The organism is Sphingobium lactosutens DS20 (genome assembly GCF_000445105.1).
GTDB lineage: Bacteria > Pseudomonadota > Alphaproteobacteria > Sphingomonadales > Sphingomonadaceae > Sphingobium > Sphingobium lactosutens.
In genome coordinates this window covers 76,961-94,685 of sequence record NZ_ATDP01000094.1, presented here as the reverse complement: position 1 = coordinate 94,685, position 17,725 = coordinate 76,961, and the positions used below count along the sequence as shown (strand labels likewise).

Genomic DNA, 17,725 nt, shown 5'->3' with positions numbered 1-17,725 from the left:
GTCATCTATACTGACCTAATCAGCACGCACAGGGCCACAGCGTCCCCGATGGCCCCTTCCCGTTCGGCGGACGGCTCGCTATCGCCATGCCATGCACTTTTTTTCCGACAATGCGACGCCTGTTTGCCCGAACGTCATGGCCGCCATCGCCGCCGCCGACCGGGCCGATCATGGCTATGATGGCGACGCATGGAGCGCGCGGCTGGACGATGCTTTCTCCGCCTTGTTCGAAACCCCGGTGCAGGCCCTGTGGATCGCCAGCGGAACGGCGGCGAACAGCATCGCGCTGGCTTGCCTCTGCCCCGCTTATGGCGGCGTGATTGCCCATGAAGAGGCGCATATCGTCGTGGACGAGTGCGGCGCGCCGGGGTTCTTCACCCATGGCGCGACGCTGATGCCGCTGCCGGGTGTCGGGGCGAAACTGACGCCGGACGCCGTTCGCGACCGGCTGAAGGCGATCAGGCCGGATGTGCATCAGGTGCCCGCCCGCGCCATCAGCATCACCAACGCCACCGAATATGGCCTTGTCTACACACCGCAAGAGGTCGCGGCGCTGGGGGATGTCGCCAAGGCGCATGGCCTGGGATTGCATATGGATGGCGCCCGGTTCGCCAACGCCGTGGCGCATCTGGGCTGCGCGCCGGCAGATGTGACATGGCGCGCGGGCGTGGATGCGCTGACTTTTGGCTGCGTGAAAAATGGCGGCATGATCGGCGAGGCGCTGCTCTTCTTCGGTCCGCAGGCGCGGGACCGTGCAGCAGAGGCGCGGCGCTGGCGCAAGCGGTCGGGGCATCTTTTCTCCAAAGGGCGCTATCTCGCCGCGCAATTGCTGGCGATGATCGAAGATGACCTGTGGCTTCGCAACGCTAACGCCGCGAATGCGGCGGCTCAGATCCTCGCCAAAGAGGCGGGGAACCGTCTGATGCACCCTGTCGAGGCCAATGAACTGTTCGTGCGCCTGACGGCGGAGGAAGCCGCGACGTTGCGCGCCCAGGGCTTTGGTTTTCACGATTGGGGCCATGGAGCCGCGCGACTGGTCACGAACTGGTCGCAGGATGAAGCCACCGTCGCGCCGCTCGCTGCGGCGCTCGCCCGGCTTTGATCGTGGCTGACGCGCCATCGGTTCCTGCCGACACGGCCAAGGCAGTCCTGATTCCCTTCGCGCTTGTCACGCTGATCTGGAGTTCGACCTGGATCGTGATCCGGGACCAGCTGGGCAGCGTGCCGCCTAGCTGGTCGGTCTGCTACCGCTTTTTGCTGGCCGGGATCGCCATGGCGATCTTCGCGCGCGTGCGCGGCGTGCCGCTTCGCATCGGCGGGGCGGGCATGCTGTTCGCCGGCCTGCTTGGCACCGCGCAATTCGTGCTCAACTTCAATTTTGTCTATCGCGCCGAGCAGTATCTGACCTCCGGCGTCGTCGCTGTCGTTTACGCAATGCTGCTGATCCCCAATTCGCTGCTTGCCTTCCTCGCCTTTCGTCAGCCGGTCACGCGCGGTTTCATCGTCGGGTCGGCAATTGCGACGGCGGGCATCATCATGATGCTTGTCCATGAATATCGCGCGGCTGACGTCGTGCCGGACGCCATATTGCTGGGCGCTGCCTTCTCGATATTGGGATTGCTGAGCGCGTCGGCGGCCAATGTCATGCAGGGCACCGAAATTGCCCGGCGGCTTCCCATGATGGCCGTGCTGGCATGGGCGATGCTGATCGGCGCGGCGATCGACGCCGTCTTTGCGTGGGTCACGGCAGGCCCCCCTGTCATTGAGTGGCGGCTGGGCTATCTGGCCGGCATCGCCTATCTGGGCATTGCCGGATCGGTCGTCACCTTTCCGCTTTATTTCCGTCTGATCCAGACGATCGGCGCGGGGCGCGCCGCCTATACGTCCGTCCTGATACCGGTGATCGCGATGCTCATTTCCACGCTGTTAGAAGGCTATCGCTGGACTGGTTTCGCCGCGCCGGGGGCCTTGCTGGCAATTGCTGGCATGGTCGTCGCCCTGCGGTCAAAAATGGCTTAGCTTCGACCGGGCCGATAGCGCAGCTTAGCGCTGTTCACGCGCTCGATCAGGCTGGGGAGGGACGACGCCTGAACTCTTCTAGCCTGCGGCGCAAATGGTTGATGCATTCGGTCGGAAATAGCTGCAAAGGCCTGGTCGAAGCGGGTCATCAAATATCCTCTTGGAACGATGGCCCTTTGTCGCGCGGTGTGGGTTAACAAGGCGTAAACCACACCGCGCCACTCAAAGGCAGGCGCGCAGACCTTCGACATAGGTGGGATAGCGTGGAGCCCAGCCCAGCAAGCGCTTTGCACGACCATTGGCGACCCTGCGATTTTCCGCATAAAAGCCCCGCGCCATGGGGGACAGTCCCGCCGCGTCGAGCGACTGGAGCGGTGGCCATGGCGTCCCGGCCAGATCGCACGCCAGTTCGATCACACGATTGTGCGCGCAGGGCAGGTCGTCGGCCAGATTATAGATGCCGGGCGGCCCTTCAAACGAGGCGATCACGCCCGTCACGATATCATCGACATGGACCCGGCTGAAAATCTGGTCAGGAAGGTCGATCCGATGGGCGCGCCCTTCGCGCACGCGGTCGATCGCGGAGCGGCCGGGGCCATAGATGCCCGGCAGGCGGAACCGGCGCATATCGTCCCGCAAGCCGCCCCAATCCTCATCCGCCTGTGCGCGGGCCGTACGACGACCAAGACCGATTGGGGCGCTTTCATCCACCCACGCCCCCTTGGCGTCGCCATAGACGCCGGTGGAGGAGAGGTAGCCGGTCCAGACGGCGGGTGCGGCGGCGATCGCTGGCCCATGAAGATCAAGCACGGGATCGACATCGCCAGCAGGTGGCACAGATGAGAGAATGTGACTCGCCTCAGCCAAAGCAGAACGAATGGCGCTCTCATCATCAAAAGCGAGAATTTCGGACCCGGCATCAACGCTGCGCCGAATGCCGGTCACGCGCCAGCCATGCTCACGCAACCGATCCGCCAGTCGCGAAGCGGTATATCCCATGCCGAAAATGAGCATGTGGGGCATCAAAGGATCAGCCGGCCAATGTTCAGACCGTGAAGCTTTCGCCGCAGCCGCAGCTGCCCTTGGCATTGGGATTGTTGAAGACGAAGCCGGCGGTGAAATCATCCTCGACCCAATCCATGGTCGACCCGACAAGATACAGGACCGATGCGCCGTCAATGTAGAAGGTGCCGCCGGGCGTTTCGATCTTCTCGTCGAACTTGGCCTCTTCCGCCACATAATCGACCGAATAGGCAAGTCCCGAACAGCCCCGTCGCGGGGTCGACAGCTTGACGCCGATCGTCCCCTCGGGCGCCTGCGCCATCAGATCCGCAATGCGCGCCTCGGCATTGGGCGTCAGGATGACGGCAGCGGGACGGGCGCGCGCTTTGGTTTCTGTCATCATTACAGCATTCCCAATTCGAGCTTGGCTTCGTCGCTCATTTTCTGCGGGTCCCATGGCGGGTCCCAGACAAGGTTGACCTCCGCATCGCCCACGCCCGGCACGGCGCCGACGCGCAGTTCGACTTCACCCGGCATGGATTCAGCGACCGGGCAGTGCGGCGTCGTCAACGTCATGGTGACGGCGACATGGCCTTCGCTGATATCCACGCCGTAGATCAGGCCCAGATCATAGATATTGACCGGAATTTCCGGGTCGTAAATTTCCTTGAGCGCGTCGATCACCGCTTCATACAGGTCGCCGCCCGGCTCGCCAGCAGGTTGCGGCGCGGGCGCCTGTGTCAGAAATCCGTCCAGATAGTCGCGCTGGCGTGGAGCAGGCTCCGCCGCGTCGACCCGCGCCTTGGGCGGCGCATCGATCGCATCCACTTCCTCGACCATGATTCTGCGTTCGTCGGTCATCCGAAAATCTTCCTTACCCGCGCCAGACCCTGCACCAGCGCGTCCACATCGCTATCATCGCTATACAGGCCGAAACTGGCCCGTGCGGTCGCCTCGACACCCAGATGGTTCATCAACGGCTGGGCGCAATGATGGCCGGCCCGGATGGCGACGCCGCCTTCATCCAATATGGTGCCGACGTCGTGCGGATGAACCCCCTGAACTTCAAAAGAGAGGATTCCAGCCGAAGTGTCCGGTCCAAACAGCCGCACGCTGTTCAGATCCTCAAGTGCCGATCGCGCCTTTGCGACAAGCGCGCATTCATGCGCATGGATCGCATCCAGCCCGATCGCCTGCACATAATCGATCGCGGCCGACAGGCCGACCACGCCGGTAATATGCGGCGTCCCCGCTTCGAAACGCGTCGGCGCAGGCGCATAGCTCGTCTTTTCGAACGTCACCTTGTCGATCATGGACCCACCGCCCTGATAGGGAGGCATCTTCTCCAGCAGTTCCTGGCGCGCCCACAGCACGCCGATGCCGGTCGGGCCATAAAGCTTGTGCGCGGAAAAGACGTAGAAGTCGCAGTCAAGCGCGGCCATATCGACGTCAAGGCGCGGGACGGCCTGGCAGCCGTCGATCAGGATTTTGGCGCCCACGCCGTGCGTGATGTCGGCCGCGCGGCGGCAGTCGAGGACGCTGCCCAGCACATTGGAAACATGCGCCAGCGCCACCATCTTGTGCGCGGGCGTAATCATCGCCGCCATGGCGTCAAGGTCGATACAGCCATCCTGCGTCAGTGGCACGACGTCGATCTGTGCGCCGACTTGTTCGGCCACGATCTGCCAAGGGACGATATTGCTGTGATGCTCCAGCGTGGACAGCAGGATGCGGTCGCCCGCCTTGAGCTGCGTGCCCGCCCAGCTGTGCGCGACCAGATTGATCCCCTCGGTCGCGCCGCGCACATAGATAATCTCGGCATCGGACGCCGCGCCGATGAACTGCGCCACCTTTCGCCGCGCGGCTTCATAGGCCAGCGTCATATTGGCCGAGCGTTCATAGACACCGCGATGCACGGTCGCATAGTCGGCCCCATAAGCGCGGGCGATGGCGTCGATCACGGCCTGGGGCTTTTGCGCGGTCGCGGCGCTGTCGAGATAATGCCAGTCGCCGACACCGGGAAAATCGTCCCGCAGTCGCAACCCTTGAGCGAGGTTCGTCATACCAACGTCTCCAGCTTCGCGATCGCGGCAGCCTCCAGCCGGTCCTTCACCGCTTCGTCGCTTACATCGTCGAACACGCCGGCGACGAACGCCTTGAGCAACAATGTCTTGGCCGTTGCCGGGTCCATGCCGCGGCTCGCCATGTAGAACAGCGCCTGCCGATCCAGTTCGCCGACCGTCGCCCCATGCGCGCATTTGACGTCGTCGGCAAAGATTTCCAGTTCCGGCTTGGCGTTGGCGGTGGCCGTGCGATCGAGCAGCATCGCCTTGACCGACTGAAAGGCATCGGTGCGCTGCGCGTCGCGGGCGACATTGATGCTGCCCAGATAGCTGCCGGTGGCGCGCTGGCCCAGGATCGACCGGATCGTCTGGCCACTGGTCGCATCCGGCTCGGCATGCGTGACCCTTGTCACGATTTCCAGAGTCTGGTCGCCGCCGCCGATGATCGCGCCACTCAATTCAAAATGGCTGCCCTTGCCCAGTGTGACACCGAAAGTGACGCGTCCAAGCTTGCCACCGATATTGAGCAGGTGGAAATCGAACCGCGCGCCGTCTGCAATATCGATGACATAGTCATGCACGGCCGCTGTATCGGTGTCGGCGTCCTGCAACAGATGGTCGTGCCCGCTTTCGCCGGCTGCAACCGTGATGCGGGTCGCATCGGGCACTGGCCAGACACTCGCAAGCGCATCCAGATCGCTATAGCGCCAGGCTTCGTCCCGGCGCGTGGGAAGGGCGAGCGCGGTCACGCGGCCACGACCTCCGCATAGCCTTCGCGCTCCAGCTCCAGCGCCAGTTCCGGGCCGCCTGACTTGACGATCCGGCCGCCGGCCAGGACATGCACATAGTCCGGCTTCACATAATCGAGCAGCCGCTGATAATGGGTGATGAGCAGCACCGCCTTGTCGGGCTTGCGCATGATCGCGTTAATGCCTGCGCCCACGATCTTGAGCGCGTCGATGTCGAGCCCGGAATCGGTTTCATCGAGGATAGCCAGCTTGGGGTCGAGAATGCCCATCTGCACCATTTCGGCGCGCTTCTTCTCACCACCGGAAAAGCCGACATTCACCGGACGCTTCAGCATTTCCATGTCGAGGCCAAGCAGCGCCGCCTTATCCTTGGCCAGGCGAATGAACTCGCCGCCATTCAGCTCCGCTTCGCCGCGTGCGCGCTTCTGGCTGTTGAGGCTCTCGCGCAGAAATTGCAGGTTCGACACGCCGGGAATTTCGACCGGATATTGAAACCCCAGGAACAGCCCGGCGGCCGCGCGCTCATGCGGGTCCAAGCTGAACAAGTTCACACCGTCAAAGGCGGCCTCGCCGCCCGTCACCTCATAGCCCGGACGACCGCCCAGCGTATAGGCCAGCGTCGACTTGCCAGCGCCGTTCGGCCCCATGATCGCGTGGATTTCCCCCGCCTTGATGGAGAGCGACAGGCCCTTGAGGATCGGCTTGCCGTCGATTTCATTGGTGAGGTCGTTGATCGTCAGCATTGGGTTATCCCTTGTGCGCGCGTTGGAGCGTCCGCGCGGTCCAGAAGGCCATGTCGCGCACGTCACCCGGCGCGGGGAACAGCGTGTCGATATGACGCTTGATAGGCATATAGGGCCACCAGTCCGCACCCGGCTCCGGCGCGCCCTTTTCCAGGACGCCGGTCACGAATTCGGTCACGGGCTCCATGCGGGCGAGGTTGGGGGCTTTGGCCTTGTGGAACGCCTTGTCGGTCTTGAGCCGCTCCGTGAATGCCGCGTCGCCCTTTTCCAGCGCAGCGCGGCATTCGGCCTGATAGGCGTCAAGATCGCCAAAATCCTTGCGCGCGCGCGCTTCCAGCTCGCCCTCCTCCAGCTCATAATCCTCGGTCAGGATGCGGATGGCGGCCGTCCATGACTGGCCATTGCCCACATCCTCCGCGAAATCGGCGAGGGCATCCTGGATATCGTCTTCGTCGCTCAAAACTTAATCCTTCAAATCTTTGTTTTGTAGTCACCCCGGACTTGATCCGGGGTCCAGCTGTCTTCACGCCACGCTCAAGGAAAGCGGGATGCCGGGTCAAGTCCGGCGTGACGTGAAGGGGCAGGACAAATTTAGCCCACGCTGCCCTCCAGCGAAATGCCGAGCAGCTTCTGCGCCTCGACCGCGAACTCCATCGGCAGCTGTTGCAGCACCTCCTTGGCGAAGCCGTTGACGATCAGCGACACCGCGCTTTCCGTGTCCAGCCCGCGCTGCATCGCGTAGAAAAGCTGGTCGTCGCTGATCTTGCTCGTCGTCGCCTCATGCTCGATCTGCGCGCTGGGGTTCCGCACCTCGATATAGGGCACGGTATGCGCGCCGCACTGATCGCCCAGCAAAAGGCTGTCGCACTGGGTGAAGTTGCGCACCCCTTCCGCGCCCGGCGCCACCCGCACCAGCCCGCGATAGGTGTTGTTGCTGCGGCCCGCGCTGATCCCCTTGGACACGATGGTCGATCGCGTCCCCTTGCCATTGTGGATCATCTTCGTCCCGGTATCGGCCTGTTGCCTGTTGTTCGTCAGCGCGACCGAATAGAATTCGCCGACGCTGTTTTCGCCATTCAGCACGCAGGACGGATATTTCCAGGTGATGGCGGAGCCGGTTTCGACCTGCGTCCAGCTGACCTTGCTGTTGCGGCCCTGGCAGAGCGCCCGCTTGGTCACGAAATTATAGATGCCGCCCTTACCATTCTCGTCGCCGGGATACCAGTTCTGGACGGTGCTGTACTTGATCTCGGCATCGTCCAGCGCGACCAGTTCGACCACGGCCGCATGCAGCTGATTCTCGTCGCGCATCGGCGCGGTGCAGCCTTCGAGATAGGAGACATAGCTCCCTTCGTCCGCGACGATCAGCGTGCGTTCGAACTGGCCGGTATTCTCGGCATTGATGCGGAAATAGGTGCTGAGTTCCATCGGGCACCGCACGCCCTTGGGAATATAGACAAAGGTGCCGTCGGAAAAGACCGCGCAGTTCAAGGTGGCAAAATAGTTGTCGTGCATCGGCACGACCTTCCCCAGCCATTTCTTCACAAGGTCAGGAAATTCGCGCACCGCCTCACTGATCGAGCGGAAGATGACGCCCGCCTCCTCCAGTTCCTTGCGGAAGGTGGTGGCGACCGAGACACTATCGAACACCGCATCCACGGCGACCTTGCGGCTGCCCTTCACCCCGGCGAGCATTTCCTGCTCCGCGATCGGGATGCCCAGTTTCTGGTAGGTGGCGAGGATTTCGGGATCGACCTCATCCAGGCTGTTCAGCTCCGCCTTCTTCTTGGGCTCGGCATAATAATAGGCGTCCTGATAATCGATCGGCGGGACGTTGAGCTTGGCCCAATCCGGCGATTCCATCGTCTGCCATTGGGCAAAGGCCTTGAGCCGCCAGTCGAGCAGCCATTGCGGCTCCTTCTTCTTAGCGGAAATGAAGCGGACCGTATCCTCGTTCAGCCCCTTGGGCGCGAAATCCTGCTCGATCGCGGACGACCAGCCATGCTCATAGGTGGACGCGCGCTCGGCGGCCTCCAGTGCTTCCTGATTGCGTATGGTCGTCACGTCGTCGGTCATGCCATCTCTCTCGTCAAACTCGCGATCGTCACTCCGGCCAGCGCCTGGCGGATCGCATTGTTCGCGACATTCATGTGCGGGCGGATGCGGCAATCCCGTTCCAGATTGCAGTCATGCGCGCCCATTTCAGCGCAGGCGGTCATGGCGATCGGCCCTTCGACCGCTTCCACCACATCCGCCAGCGTGATCGCGGCGGGCGGACGAGACAGGCGGACCCCGCCGCCCGTGCCCCGACTCGATTCGAGCAGCCCCGCCCCCGACAACCGGCTCACCAGCTTTTGCGCGGTGGGCAGCGGAATACCGGTTTCGGCGGCCAGGGTCGTCGCGTTCATTCGCGCGGCGCCGCAATGGCGCGCAGCCGCACTCATCAGCACCACGGCATAATCAGCGAAACTCGACAAGCGCATTGCGAACCATTCTCAAATCGGATCGAATCCATCCGATTGCGCATGTGGTCCCGCGCGCGGCGGGAATCAAGGGTTTTTTATGACAGGCGGTTGAGAACCGCGACGTCGCTGCCCAGGGATCGGCGCAGCAATGTCAGCTGCGCGACCGCCGATGGCTCGGTCTGCAACTGATGGGGTGTCAGGCCGATGAAGTGCTTGATTTCGCGAATAAAATGCGACTGGTCGTAAAAGCCTGCCTCCTCGCATAATTGCTGCCAGCTTTCGCCGTCCAGCGCGATCCGAGCGGAGCAGCGCAGCGCCCGATATTTGCGCGCCAGCAATTTGGGCGGCGCGCCATAATAGCGGTTGGTAAGTCGCGCGAGCTGGCGCTGCGACAGGCCGGTCGCTTCCGCCAGCGCTTCGATGCGCGGCGATCCTTCGCCGACCAGCCAGGCATCGACGGCGGCGAGCAATTCCCAGCTGGCCTTGCGCAACGGCTGCACAACCCGCCCAAGTTGCGTCCACACCAGATCCGCCATGGCCTCACCCTCCCCTTCCTCCATGGCGCGCAGGCGATCCAGCATCGCGGCAAAAGCGCCGTCGCGGGCGTCGGTGAAATCGAGCAGCCGGTCGGCCAGATCGCTGGCGTCCCTGCCGCACAAGGATATCCAGCCGGCCGGCAGCAGGGAAATGCCAAGCACACGCGCCGGGCCGTCGAGCACGAATCGCGTCGCCCCCATCGTCGGCCCGAGCAGGCAGACGGGCGGCGTCACCACCTTCACGCCGTCCTGAAACTGATAATGGCCGCTGCCCGTCAGCATGAAGCGCAATTGCGGCACATCGGCGCGCGTGGCGTCGGCATAGGAATCGGCGGTCACGCTGAAATGATAGATGGACCCGAAATAGAGCCGCAGATGTTCGGGCGGCGGCATATAATGCAGCCGCACCGGTCCCTGCGCCGCAGCCACCGCGTAGGATAGCGGTCCCCGTTCATCCGGCAGCGCGACTGCGCCCACCGGCTTAGATGCCTGATGCGACCCCATATTTTCACCCCGGCGCTCACTATGCGCGTGGCGTCACAATACGCAAGAGCCATGAAGTCCAATGGCCAACCGCCCCGGGGACGATGGAAGGGCAAAAAAATGACCCGGCAATTTTCATCGCCGGGTCAGGAAAAGGTCTCGTTGGCCATAGGGCCTAGGAGCCTTCGGGTCGCAGGAGCGCTTTACGCCCGAATCGTTGAAAGTTTATTGGACAGAACGGACATTTCTTCGTCCGAAACGGTCTCATTGATGACGTTTGCTGTCATTAAGTAACGCAAACGCGAGCGTGTTGCACTCATGCCACCCTGACTCGACGGCGATGAACGGCGCTGGCATAGCGCGGCCATGTCCTATCGCCTGATCCGCCCCCTGCTCTTCGCGCTGGACCCTGAACGCGCGCATAATCTGTCGATCGTCGCCCTGCGCATGATGCCGACGGCGCAGCCATTGCCCACTGACCCGATGCTGGAAAGCCATGTGGCGGGCCTGCGCTTTCCCAACCCCGTTGGCCTTGCCGCGGGCTATGACAAGGACGGGCGGGTGGCGCACAAGATGCACGGCCTGGGATTTGGCTTTGCCGAACTCGGCACGGTGACGCCGCTGGCGCAGCCCGGCAATCCCCAGCCCCGTCTGTTTCGCCTGGTCGACGACAAGGCCGTCATCAACCGCTTCGGCTTCAACAATGGTGGTCAGGGCGCAGCGGCCGACCGGATTGCGCGCTATCGCCGGCCCAAGGGCGAAGGGCCGGTGATCGGCATCAATATCGGCGCGAACAAGGATGCGACGGCAGCGGGCCGGGGCATCGCCGATTATGTCACCGGAGTCACCTGCATGGCGCCGCTGGCCGATTATCTGACGGTCAACATCTCGTCCCCCAACACGCCCGGATTGCGGGCGCTTCAGGATCGCGCGGCGCTCGATGATCTGCTGGGGGCGGTGATGGCGGCGCGCGGCGCGGACCCGACGCCCATTTTCCTGAAAGTGGCACCCGATCTGACGCCGGCGGACATGGAGGACATTGCAGCTGCCTGCATCGACCACGCGATAGATGCGCTCATCGTGTCCAACACTACCGTCAGCCGGCCGGCGCTGCGGTCCGTTCACGCGGCCGAAACCGGCGGTCTGTCCGGCGCGCCACTGACCGACCTTTCACTGGCCCGCCTGCGCGATTTCCGGCGGCTTCTGGGCACACGCCTGCCCCTGATCGGGGTAGGCGGCATCGCCACCGCGCAGCACGCCTATGACCGGATCCGTGCCGGCGCATCGCTGGTGCAGGTCTACAGCGCACTGGTCTATGAAGGCCCCTGGCTGGCGCGGCGCATCAATAGCGGACTGAAGGCACTGATGACGCGCGACGGGGTGCGCACCATCGCCGAACTGGTGGGAAGCGACGCCTGATCCGTTCAGGAAAGCCATGACGATGCTATCGAAAAGGTTGCGGCATGTCGCAGAGCGCCTAGGGTGCCGGTCATGACGTTCCGCCTCCCGGCCGCACTGGCCTCGCTCGCCCTTCTTGCCATCGCCGCGCCCGCGCCTCTGCTGGCCCGCACGCCGATTGCCCTCAATGCCACCGTGTCGGCCGCCGATCCGCGTGCCGCCCAGGCCGGGCAGGAGATATTGCGTCAGGGTGGCAGCGCCACCGACGCGGCGATCGCCATGATGCTGACGCTCGGCGTTGTCGAACCGCATAATAGCGGCATCGGCGGTGGCGGATTCCTGATGCATCATGATGGCGACACGGGCTTGCTCGAATCAATCGACGGTCGCGAAACGGCGCCGGCGGCCGCACGGCCCGACCGCTTCCTTGGTCCCGATGGCAAGCCGCTGCCCTTCATTCAGGCGTGGCCGGGCGGCTATTCGGTGGGCGTGCCGGGCAATTTGCGGCTGGCGTGGGACGCGCACCGCAAATGGGGCAAGCTGCCCTGGGCCGACCTGTTCCAGCCGGCGATCAAGCTGGCGCAGGACGGGTTCGAACTGGGCGAACGGACGGCGACCGCGCTCGACCGACTGAAGGATATCTGGAAGGATTTTCCGGAAATCCAATCCTATTTCTGGGTCGATGGCGCACCGCCGCCGGTCGGCACCCTGCTCAAGAACCCACCGCTCGCCGCGCTCTACAAACAGGTGGCGGCGGAGGGACCGGATGCCTTCTACCTTGGCGAAAACGCGCAGGCGATCGCCCAGGCGGTGACGGAGGCGCCCAATAATCCGGTGCCGATGACGACGGCGGACCTTGCCGGATATAAGGCGAAGATGCGCAAGCCGGTATGCGGCAAATATCGCGCCTACACCGTATGCGGCATGGGTCCGGCATCGGCCGGCGGCGTCACCGTGCTGGAAATATTGGGCATGGTCGAGCGCTTCCCGCTGGGCCAGTGGGGCAAGGACGATCCTCGCAGCTGGCATGTGATCGGCGAAGCGATGCAACTGGCCTATGCCGATCGCGACACCTGGCTGGGCGATCCCGACTTCGTATCGGTACCGGTGGCCGGCATGATCGACCCCGCTTATCTGAAGCGCCGGTCCGCCATGATCCGGCTGGACCGATCGCTGCGCACCTATGAACCGGGCACCCCGCCCGGCGCGCAGCCGCGCACCGCCGCCGGACCGCAGCCTGAAGTGGGCACCAGCCATTTCGTCGCGGTCGATCGCAATGGCGACGTTGCCAGCTGGACCTCCACCATCGAAAGCTTCTTTGGCAGCCAGCTGGTGGCCAATGGCGTGATCCTGAACAATGAACTGACCGATTTCAGCTTTGCGCCGGAAAAGGACGGGAAGCTGGTCGCCAACCGTGTCGAGCCGGGCAAGCGCCCTTTATCCTCCATGTCGCCGACGATCGTCTATGACGACAAGGGCGTGCCCATCTTCACCGTGGGCGCGGCCGGCGGCCGGACCATCATCATGCAGGTGGCAAAAGCGCTGATCGCGCATTTCGACTGGGGCCTGTCAGCGCAGGATTCGATCGCGCACGGGCTTATCTATTACAACAAGGACGGTCTGGTGCTGGAACAGGGCACGTCGCTGGAGGCGATGAAGGGTCCGCTGGAAAAGCTGGGCCATCATGTCACGATCAGCCCGCTCGGCCTCAAGGCTAATGCGGCCGAGCGCACGGCGGACGGCCACTGGGTCGGCGCGGCGGACCCGCGCAGCCCGGGCGTATCCCTGCAGGAGTGACGGGATAAGGCGCCGCTGCGCCCTGTCCGGCAACCCCTCCAGACAATTGCATCCGGTCCGCAAGCGAACCGGGTGCAATTGTTTTCAGGTAAGGGCTGATCGATCAGTTGCGCACGTCGGCTTCGGTGACAGGCGCGATCTTGATTTCGACCCGGCGATTGGCAGCCTTGCCTTCCTCCGTCGCATTCGACGCGATCGGCTGCGTTTCGCCAAAGCCACGCGTGCCGATCCGCGCCGACTGCACGCCTCGGCTCACCAGATAATTGGCGACCGCCTGCGCACGGCGTTCCGACAAGGTCTGATTATAGGCGTCCGACCCGTCGCTGTCGGTATGCCCGTACACGTCGATATAGGTCTTGGGATATTGGGCGAGCACGCTGGCGACATCGTTGAGTGTCGGCTGGAACTGCGGCTGCACGTCGGCCCGGTCATAGGCAAAGGTGATGCCAGAGGGCATACGCAGCAGCAGATTATCGCCATCGCGAATGACGTCGACGCCGGTGCCGGCGGTATCCTCGCGCAGCTTGCGCTCCTGCGCGTCCATGTAAGCGCCAATGCCCGCGCCCGCGACGGCGCCGATGCCCGCGCCCAGAATCTTTTCCGTGCGGTCATTGCGGCCGCCGACCAGATCGCCCAGCAGATAGCCGCCCAGTGCGCCGCCAATGCCGCCGATCGCGGCCTTCGAAATTGAGCGCTGACCCGTGTTGGGATCGGTCGTGCAGGCGGTGGTGGCCAGCATGGCGGCCAGACCCGCCGCGCCCAGAATGCGATGAGAAATCCTCATAATCTCTATTCCCTTGTCTTTATCCGCCCGCAAAAGGAGCGCATGGCCCCCCAAATGGCCAAGCCGGCATCTTTGTTCCACAGCCGAACTGAACTGCTGATGATGGCGATGTTGTGAAATTGAAAGAATAGGCGTTATAGGGGGCAGCTGACCACCATGGCCACGATCCCCTCCCCAACTCCGACGCCCTTTCCTTGGGTCGACATCGTCATCATCCTGGCGCTGGTGGCGCTCAATGGCATCTTCGCCATGTCGGAACTGGCGATCGTGTCGGCGCGGCGGCCGCGCCTGCAAGCCATGGAAAAGGCGGGACGCAGGGGGGCGAAGGTGGCGCTCGACCTGGCGGCCGATCCGGGACGTTTCCTGTCGACGGTACAGATCGGCATCACCTTGATCGGCATTGTCGCGGGCGCCTATTCTGGCGCGAGCCTGGGCGGCCCGGTCGGCGAACGGTTGCAGGGCCTGGGTCTTGCTCCGAACTTGGCGGAAAATGTCGGATTCGCGCTGGTGATCGGCCTGACCACCTACGCCTCGCTGATCGTGGGCGAACTGGTGCCCAAGCAATTCGCCCTGCGCGCGCCCGAACCGATCGCGCTGCTGGTGGCGACGCCGATGCTGTGGCTGGCGAAGCTGACCGCGCCGCTGGTCTGGGTGCTCGACGGGTCCAGTGCGCTGATCTTCAAGCTGCTGCGGCTGGACCGCGAATCGGAAAATCACGTCACCGCCGAGGAACTGCATCTGATCGTTGCGGAGGCCAGCCGGTCGGGCGTGATCGAGGAAAGCGAGCGCGCGATTATTTCAGGCGTGGTGCGCCTGGCCGACCGCCCCGTGCGTGAGGTGATGACGCAGCGCATGGATGTCGACTGGATCGACCTGTCGGCCGATGAGGAAACGATCCGCGCGCGGTTGCTTGCGACATCGCATACCCGCCTGCCGGTCGGGCGCGGGTCGGTTGAGGATATCGTCGGCGTCGTCCAGGCGCGGGACATCATGACCGCCCTGTTTCGCGGCGAGCCCCTGTCGCTGGACCTGCTGATGCGGCGCGCGGAAATCGTGCCCGATCAGGTCGACGCCATGGACGCGCTGGAAGTGCTGCGCCGGTCGGACGTGCCGATGGTGATGGTGCATGACGAATATGGCCATTTCGAAGGCATCGTGACGCCGGCCGACCTCATGTCCGCCATTGCCGGGCATTTCGCATCCGACCGCGACGCCTTTGACGAACCGGATCTGGTGGAGCGGGAGGATGGCAGCCTGCTTGTGTCGGGCCAGATGGCGATCGACCAGTTGGCCGACCGCATCGACATCAGCCTGTCAGAAGACCGCGACTATGCGACAGTCGCCGGCCATGCGCTCTGGCTGATGCGGCGCTTGCCCGAGGTGGGCGATTTCGTGGATGACCAGGGATGGCGTTTCGAGATTGTCGACATGGACGGGCGCAAGATCGATAAATTGCTGGTGGCGGCCCTTCCGTAAGCATCGCTCGCCCGCAAACAGGAAGGTGGGCGCGTGACTGCCATCGACATCGCCGCGACAATGGTTGCCCAGGCGATGGCGCAAGCGGGCGACAGGCTGGCGATCGTCGGAATCGCCGGTGCGCAAGGCAGCGGAAAGTCGACGCTCGCCACCGCCATCAAGAACCGCATGGACGCGGAACACGTCCCCACGGCGCTGCTGTCCATCGACGATCTCTATCTTACCAAGGCGGAGCGAATCGCATTGGCGCGCGACGTGCATCCCTTGCTGCGGACGCGGGGCGTGCCGGGGACGCATGACGTCAGCCTTGGCCTGGAGTTGATCGCCGCCCTCGAGCAAGGCGAAGCGGTGGCCCTCCCTCGCTTCGACAAAGGTGCTGACGACCGCCTGCCTAGAGCGCAGTGGGATCGCGCGCCGGCGGGCGCGGGCCTTTTGCTACTGGAAGGCTGGTGCGTGGGCGCAAGGCCACAACATGCCGATGCCCTGAATGCCCCGATCAATGCGCTGGAGCGGGAGGAGGATGCCGGCGCCCGCTGGCGGCGCTATGTCAACGCGGCGCTGGCCGGTCCGTATCAAAGGCTTTTCGACAGGATCGACCGCTTCATCTTTCTGGCTGCACCGGATTTTTCGGTGGTCGGGCGATGGCGCGGCGAACAGGAGCAGACATTACGCGCGGTCGGGCGGGGCATGGATGACGCAGCACTGACCCGGTTCATCCAGCATTATGAACGGATCACCCGCCACATGCTGGATGACATGCCGCATCGAGCGGACATGCTGATTCAACTCGATACGCAGCGGCGCGTGGTGGCGGCCCGGCAAAGGAGCATTACCAGCCCAGTTCCGCCGCGTGATCCGGGTCGGCCAGCGCGGTAAGACGGCGCGCGGCGCGTCGCGCAAAGCGCAGCGTTTCGGCCTTGCGCCTGGTCGCCGCCAGCGGCTCGACCGGTGCGGGGCGCACCAGTTCGGCGTCATATTGGTCCGCGACGATGAGGCCGGTCCGGCTCGGCCAGAGCGATTCGCCCTCAAACGGGCTGAGGTCGAATCCCGCCGGCACAGCCCAGTAGAAACGATCGCAATAGTCGAAATAATCGGGCCATTTCATGTCACCGAGCAGGTCAGCGCGGCTGCATTTGATTTCGACGATGGTCAGTCGCCCGGCGCTATCGATCGCCATGATGTCGGCGCGGCGGCCATTGGGCAGCGGCACTTCCAATATTCCGCTCATGTCGTGCCGGAAAAACAGTCTCAGCGTGCCGCGCGCAACCGCCAGGGCCGTGCCGTCAGTGAGCGGGGAGCAGGCGTCTTGTGCGATGCTATCCATGGCCGATCTTTAGAACATAAAGGAAACAAAAGAAAAGCCGATTCGGACGATCCGAACCGGCTCAGTCTTTTGCCTTGGCCGCAAATCCCGCAGGATCAGCGGTAGAAGATGTGATTGTCGATCGAGGCCAGCTTGGTCTTGCCCCAACCGGGCGACACGCGACGGGCGTGGAAGAACAGCGCGCCTTCGGCCCGGCTGTCCCAGCTGTCGTTCATGGCGATCTGGGCGATGGCGACCGCTTGGCGCCAACTGCGGCTTTCTATGCGGATGGGCGGCATCGATCCGCGGCGCACGAAGCTGAACTGGCTCGGCTGATAGATGACACCGCACAGGCTGTCGGCGAAGCGGCCGGACTTGGCGCGGTTGATGATCACCCGCGCGACGGCCAGCTGGCCTTCCAGGCTTTCGCCCTTGGATTCGAAATAAACTGCTCCGGCCAGGCACTGCATGTCGCCGTCCAGCTCCTCGGGCGCGCCTTGGGCATCGACCAGAGCAGCGAGGCTGGTTGCCGAAAAATCGGAGTCGGATGTGGAGGAGGAACCGGCCGCATGGTCGGATTCCAGTGGCTGCGCGGTTTCGCGCGGGGCGGCAAAGACGACCGCAGGCTGCGTCGCAGCGGGTTCGGTCTTTGGCAAGGACGTCATCGACGCGATGGATTCGCCGGCGATCGACATTTCAGAAGCGGACACGGCGGCAGCCGCGGACAAGGCAAAGGCTGCGACGATCGCAGCTCTCAAACGAAAACTCATTTCAGCTCAAAAACAAGCGGTTCTTGGCCGGGGCGTCGTCTATTGTAACCCTATTGTCGCGACGACCGGCCGCCTCCCGTCTGCGTGTTTACCAGACCCGCCCCCCATGGACGAAACGGCAACCTGCGCATTGGCGT

The 17,725-nt window shown here is 63.7% G+C and carries 20 protein-coding genes; 6 read left to right on the top strand and 14 right to left on the bottom strand.

What is annotated here, in order from left to right; translation table 11 throughout:
- The first annotated feature begins 91 nt into the window (after window positions 1-91).
- Both RLDS_RS43685 and RLDS_RS43680 read left to right on the top strand, forming a co-directional pair.
- Entirely contained in the window at window positions 92-1,102 is a 1,011-nt protein-coding gene (locus RLDS_RS43685; protein WP_031298393.1) for a threonine aldolase family protein, read from the top strand.
- Window positions 1,103-1,104: 2 nt separating this feature from the next.
- Window positions 1,105-2,019 carry a DMT family transporter gene (locus RLDS_RS43680; RefSeq protein WP_052034143.1) on the top strand — a complete coding sequence of 305 codons (915 nt, stop codon included), beginning with the start codon at window positions 1,105-1,107 and terminating at the stop codon, window positions 2,017-2,019.
- Here RLDS_RS43680 and RLDS_RS56305 read toward each other — a convergent pair.
- From RLDS_RS56305 to RLDS_RS43630, 11 genes are all read right to left on the bottom strand, one after another.
- Complete coding sequence (locus RLDS_RS56305; RefSeq protein ID WP_161626735.1) at window positions 2,016-2,168, bottom strand: hypothetical protein; 153 nt, start codon at window positions 2,166-2,168, stop codon at window positions 2,016-2,018. The genes RLDS_RS43680 and RLDS_RS56305 overlap by 4 nt on opposite strands.
- Window positions 2,169-2,241: 73 nt before the next feature.
- Entirely contained in the window at window positions 2,242-3,042 is an 801-nt protein-coding gene (locus RLDS_RS43675) for a Rossmann-fold NAD(P)-binding domain-containing protein (protein WP_031298391.1), read from the bottom strand.
- A gap of 22 nt (window positions 3,043-3,064) precedes the next feature.
- Complete coding sequence (locus tag RLDS_RS43670) at window positions 3,065-3,424, bottom strand: HesB/IscA family protein (protein ID WP_021226740.1); 360 nt, start codon at window positions 3,422-3,424, stop codon at window positions 3,065-3,067.
- Window positions 3,424-3,882, bottom strand: a complete 459-nt coding sequence (locus tag RLDS_RS43665; protein WP_021226739.1) for an SUF system Fe-S cluster assembly protein — start codon at window positions 3,880-3,882, stop codon at window positions 3,424-3,426. Before RLDS_RS43665 ends, RLDS_RS43670 begins: the two co-directional genes overlap by 1 nt.
- Window positions 3,879-5,084: a cysteine desulfurase gene (locus RLDS_RS43660; protein ID WP_021226738.1), complete on the bottom strand. Its 1,206-nt coding sequence runs from the start codon at window positions 5,082-5,084 to the stop codon at window positions 3,879-3,881. The genes RLDS_RS43665 and RLDS_RS43660 overlap by 4 nt, the downstream gene beginning before the upstream one ends.
- Complete coding sequence (locus tag RLDS_RS43655) at window positions 5,081-5,833, bottom strand: SufD family Fe-S cluster assembly protein (protein ID WP_021226737.1); 753 nt, start codon at window positions 5,831-5,833, stop codon at window positions 5,081-5,083. The genes RLDS_RS43660 and RLDS_RS43655 overlap by 4 nt, the downstream gene beginning before the upstream one ends.
- Window positions 5,830-6,576 (bottom strand): Fe-S cluster assembly ATPase SufC, encoded by a 747-nt coding sequence (gene sufC / locus RLDS_RS43650; RefSeq protein WP_021226736.1) that lies wholly within the window; start codon window positions 6,574-6,576, stop codon window positions 5,830-5,832. Before sufC ends, RLDS_RS43655 begins: the two co-directional genes overlap by 4 nt.
- Before the next feature lie 4 nt (window positions 6,577-6,580).
- Window positions 6,581-7,036: a hypothetical protein gene (locus tag RLDS_RS43645; protein WP_021226735.1), complete on the bottom strand. Its 456-nt coding sequence runs from the start codon at window positions 7,034-7,036 to the stop codon at window positions 6,581-6,583.
- A 131-nt stretch (window positions 7,037-7,167) separates the two neighbouring features.
- Window positions 7,168-8,652: a Fe-S cluster assembly protein SufB gene (gene sufB, locus RLDS_RS43640; protein WP_021226734.1), complete on the bottom strand. Its 1,485-nt coding sequence runs from the start codon at window positions 8,650-8,652 to the stop codon at window positions 7,168-7,170.
- The gene (locus RLDS_RS43635; protein WP_021226733.1) at window positions 8,649-9,059 is read right to left on the bottom strand and encodes an RrF2 family transcriptional regulator; all 411 of its coding nucleotides are present in this window, start codon (window positions 9,057-9,059) and stop codon (window positions 8,649-8,651) included. The genes sufB and RLDS_RS43635 overlap by 4 nt, the downstream gene beginning before the upstream one ends.
- A 77-nt stretch (window positions 9,060-9,136) precedes the next feature.
- Window positions 9,137-10,081 carry a helix-turn-helix domain-containing protein gene (locus RLDS_RS43630; protein WP_031298389.1) on the bottom strand — a complete coding sequence of 315 codons (945 nt, stop codon included), beginning with the start codon at window positions 10,079-10,081 and terminating at the stop codon, window positions 9,137-9,139.
- A 345-nt stretch (window positions 10,082-10,426) separates the two neighbouring features.
- Between RLDS_RS43630 and RLDS_RS43625 the strand changes: the two genes are divergently transcribed.
- Window positions 10,427-11,479 (top strand): quinone-dependent dihydroorotate dehydrogenase, encoded by a 1,053-nt coding sequence (locus RLDS_RS43625; RefSeq protein ID WP_021226731.1) that lies wholly within the window; start codon window positions 10,427-10,429, stop codon window positions 11,477-11,479.
- A gap of 72 nt (window positions 11,480-11,551) precedes the next feature.
- Window positions 11,552-13,255, top strand: coding sequence for a gamma-glutamyltransferase (gene ggt, locus RLDS_RS43620; protein WP_021226730.1), 1,704 nt, complete (start codon window positions 11,552-11,554; stop codon window positions 13,253-13,255).
- A gap of 103 nt (window positions 13,256-13,358) precedes the next feature.
- Here ggt and RLDS_RS43615 read toward each other — a convergent pair whose 3' ends face one another.
- Window positions 13,359-14,039, bottom strand: a complete 681-nt coding sequence (locus tag RLDS_RS43615; protein ID WP_021226729.1) for an OmpA family protein — start codon at window positions 14,037-14,039, stop codon at window positions 13,359-13,361.
- A 156-nt stretch (window positions 14,040-14,195) separates the two neighbouring features.
- Between RLDS_RS43615 and RLDS_RS43610 the strand changes: the two genes are divergently transcribed.
- Together RLDS_RS43610 and RLDS_RS43605 are read left to right on the top strand one after the other, a co-directional pair.
- Window positions 14,196-15,515, top strand: a complete 1,320-nt coding sequence (locus RLDS_RS43610; protein ID WP_021226728.1) for a hemolysin family protein — start codon at window positions 14,196-14,198, stop codon at window positions 15,513-15,515.
- A 60-nt stretch (window positions 15,516-15,575) separates the two neighbouring features.
- Window positions 15,576-16,391 (top strand): kinase, encoded by an 816-nt coding sequence (locus tag RLDS_RS43605; protein ID WP_052034144.1) that lies wholly within the window; start codon window positions 15,576-15,578, stop codon window positions 16,389-16,391.
- On the opposite strand, the gene RLDS_RS43600 is transcribed toward RLDS_RS43605, so the two are convergent.
- Complete coding sequence (locus RLDS_RS43600; protein ID WP_021226726.1) at window positions 16,345-16,839, bottom strand: MmcB family DNA repair protein; 495 nt, start codon at window positions 16,837-16,839, stop codon at window positions 16,345-16,347. The genes RLDS_RS43605 and RLDS_RS43600 overlap by 47 nt on opposite strands.
- A 95-nt stretch (window positions 16,840-16,934) precedes the next feature.
- On the bottom strand, window positions 16,935-17,588 hold the full coding sequence (locus RLDS_RS43595) for a cell wall hydrolase (protein ID WP_031298388.1): 654 nt from the start codon (window positions 17,586-17,588) through the stop codon (window positions 16,935-16,937).
- Between the last annotated feature and the right edge of the window lie 137 nt (window positions 17,589-17,725).

Excerpts from the sequence above, each read along its gene's own strand:
- RLDS_RS43610 (WP_021226728.1), top strand. The coding sequence starts at position 14,196 with ATGGCCACGATCCCCTCCCCAACTCCGACGCCCTTTCCTTGGGTCGAC.
- sufC (WP_021226736.1), bottom strand. The coding sequence starts at position 6,576 with ATGCTGACGATCAACGACCTCACCAATGAAATCGACGGCAAGCCGATC.
- RLDS_RS43600 (WP_021226726.1), bottom strand. The coding sequence starts at position 16,839 with ATGGATAGCATCGCACAAGACGCCTGCTCCCCGCTCACTGACGGCACG.
- RLDS_RS43595 (WP_031298388.1), bottom strand. The coding sequence starts at position 17,588 with ATGAGTTTTCGTTTGAGAGCTGCGATCGTCGCAGCCTTTGCCTTGTCC.
- ggt (WP_021226730.1), top strand. The coding sequence starts at position 11,552 with ATGACGTTCCGCCTCCCGGCCGCACTGGCCTCGCTCGCCCTTCTTGCC.
- RLDS_RS43625 (WP_021226731.1), top strand. The coding sequence starts at position 10,427 with ATGTCCTATCGCCTGATCCGCCCCCTGCTCTTCGCGCTGGACCCTGAA.
- RLDS_RS43615 (WP_021226729.1), bottom strand. The coding sequence starts at position 14,039 with ATGAGGATTTCTCATCGCATTCTGGGCGCGGCGGGTCTGGCCGCCATG.
- RLDS_RS43605 (WP_052034144.1), top strand. The coding sequence starts at position 15,576 with ATGGTTGCCCAGGCGATGGCGCAAGCGGGCGACAGGCTGGCGATCGTC.
- RLDS_RS43670 (WP_021226740.1), bottom strand. The coding sequence starts at position 3,424 with ATGATGACAGAAACCAAAGCGCGCGCCCGTCCCGCTGCCGTCATCCTG.
- RLDS_RS43675 (WP_031298391.1), bottom strand. The coding sequence starts at position 3,042 with ATGCCCCACATGCTCATTTTCGGCATGGGATATACCGCTTCGCGACTG.
- sufB (WP_021226734.1), bottom strand. The coding sequence starts at position 8,652 with ATGACCGACGACGTGACGACCATACGCAATCAGGAAGCACTGGAGGCC.
- RLDS_RS43685 (WP_031298393.1), top strand. The coding sequence starts at position 92 with ATGCACTTTTTTTCCGACAATGCGACGCCTGTTTGCCCGAACGTCATG.
- RLDS_RS56305 (WP_161626735.1), bottom strand. The coding sequence starts at position 2,168 with ATGACCCGCTTCGACCAGGCCTTTGCAGCTATTTCCGACCGAATGCAT.
- RLDS_RS43635 (WP_021226733.1), bottom strand. The coding sequence starts at position 9,059 with ATGCGCTTGTCGAGTTTCGCTGATTATGCCGTGGTGCTGATGAGTGCG.
- RLDS_RS43660 (WP_021226738.1), bottom strand. The coding sequence starts at position 5,084 with ATGACGAACCTCGCTCAAGGGTTGCGACTGCGGGACGATTTTCCCGGT.
- RLDS_RS43630 (WP_031298389.1), bottom strand. The coding sequence starts at position 10,081 with ATGGGGTCGCATCAGGCATCTAAGCCGGTGGGCGCAGTCGCGCTGCCG.
- RLDS_RS43665 (WP_021226739.1), bottom strand. The coding sequence starts at position 3,882 with ATGACCGACGAACGCAGAATCATGGTCGAGGAAGTGGATGCGATCGAT.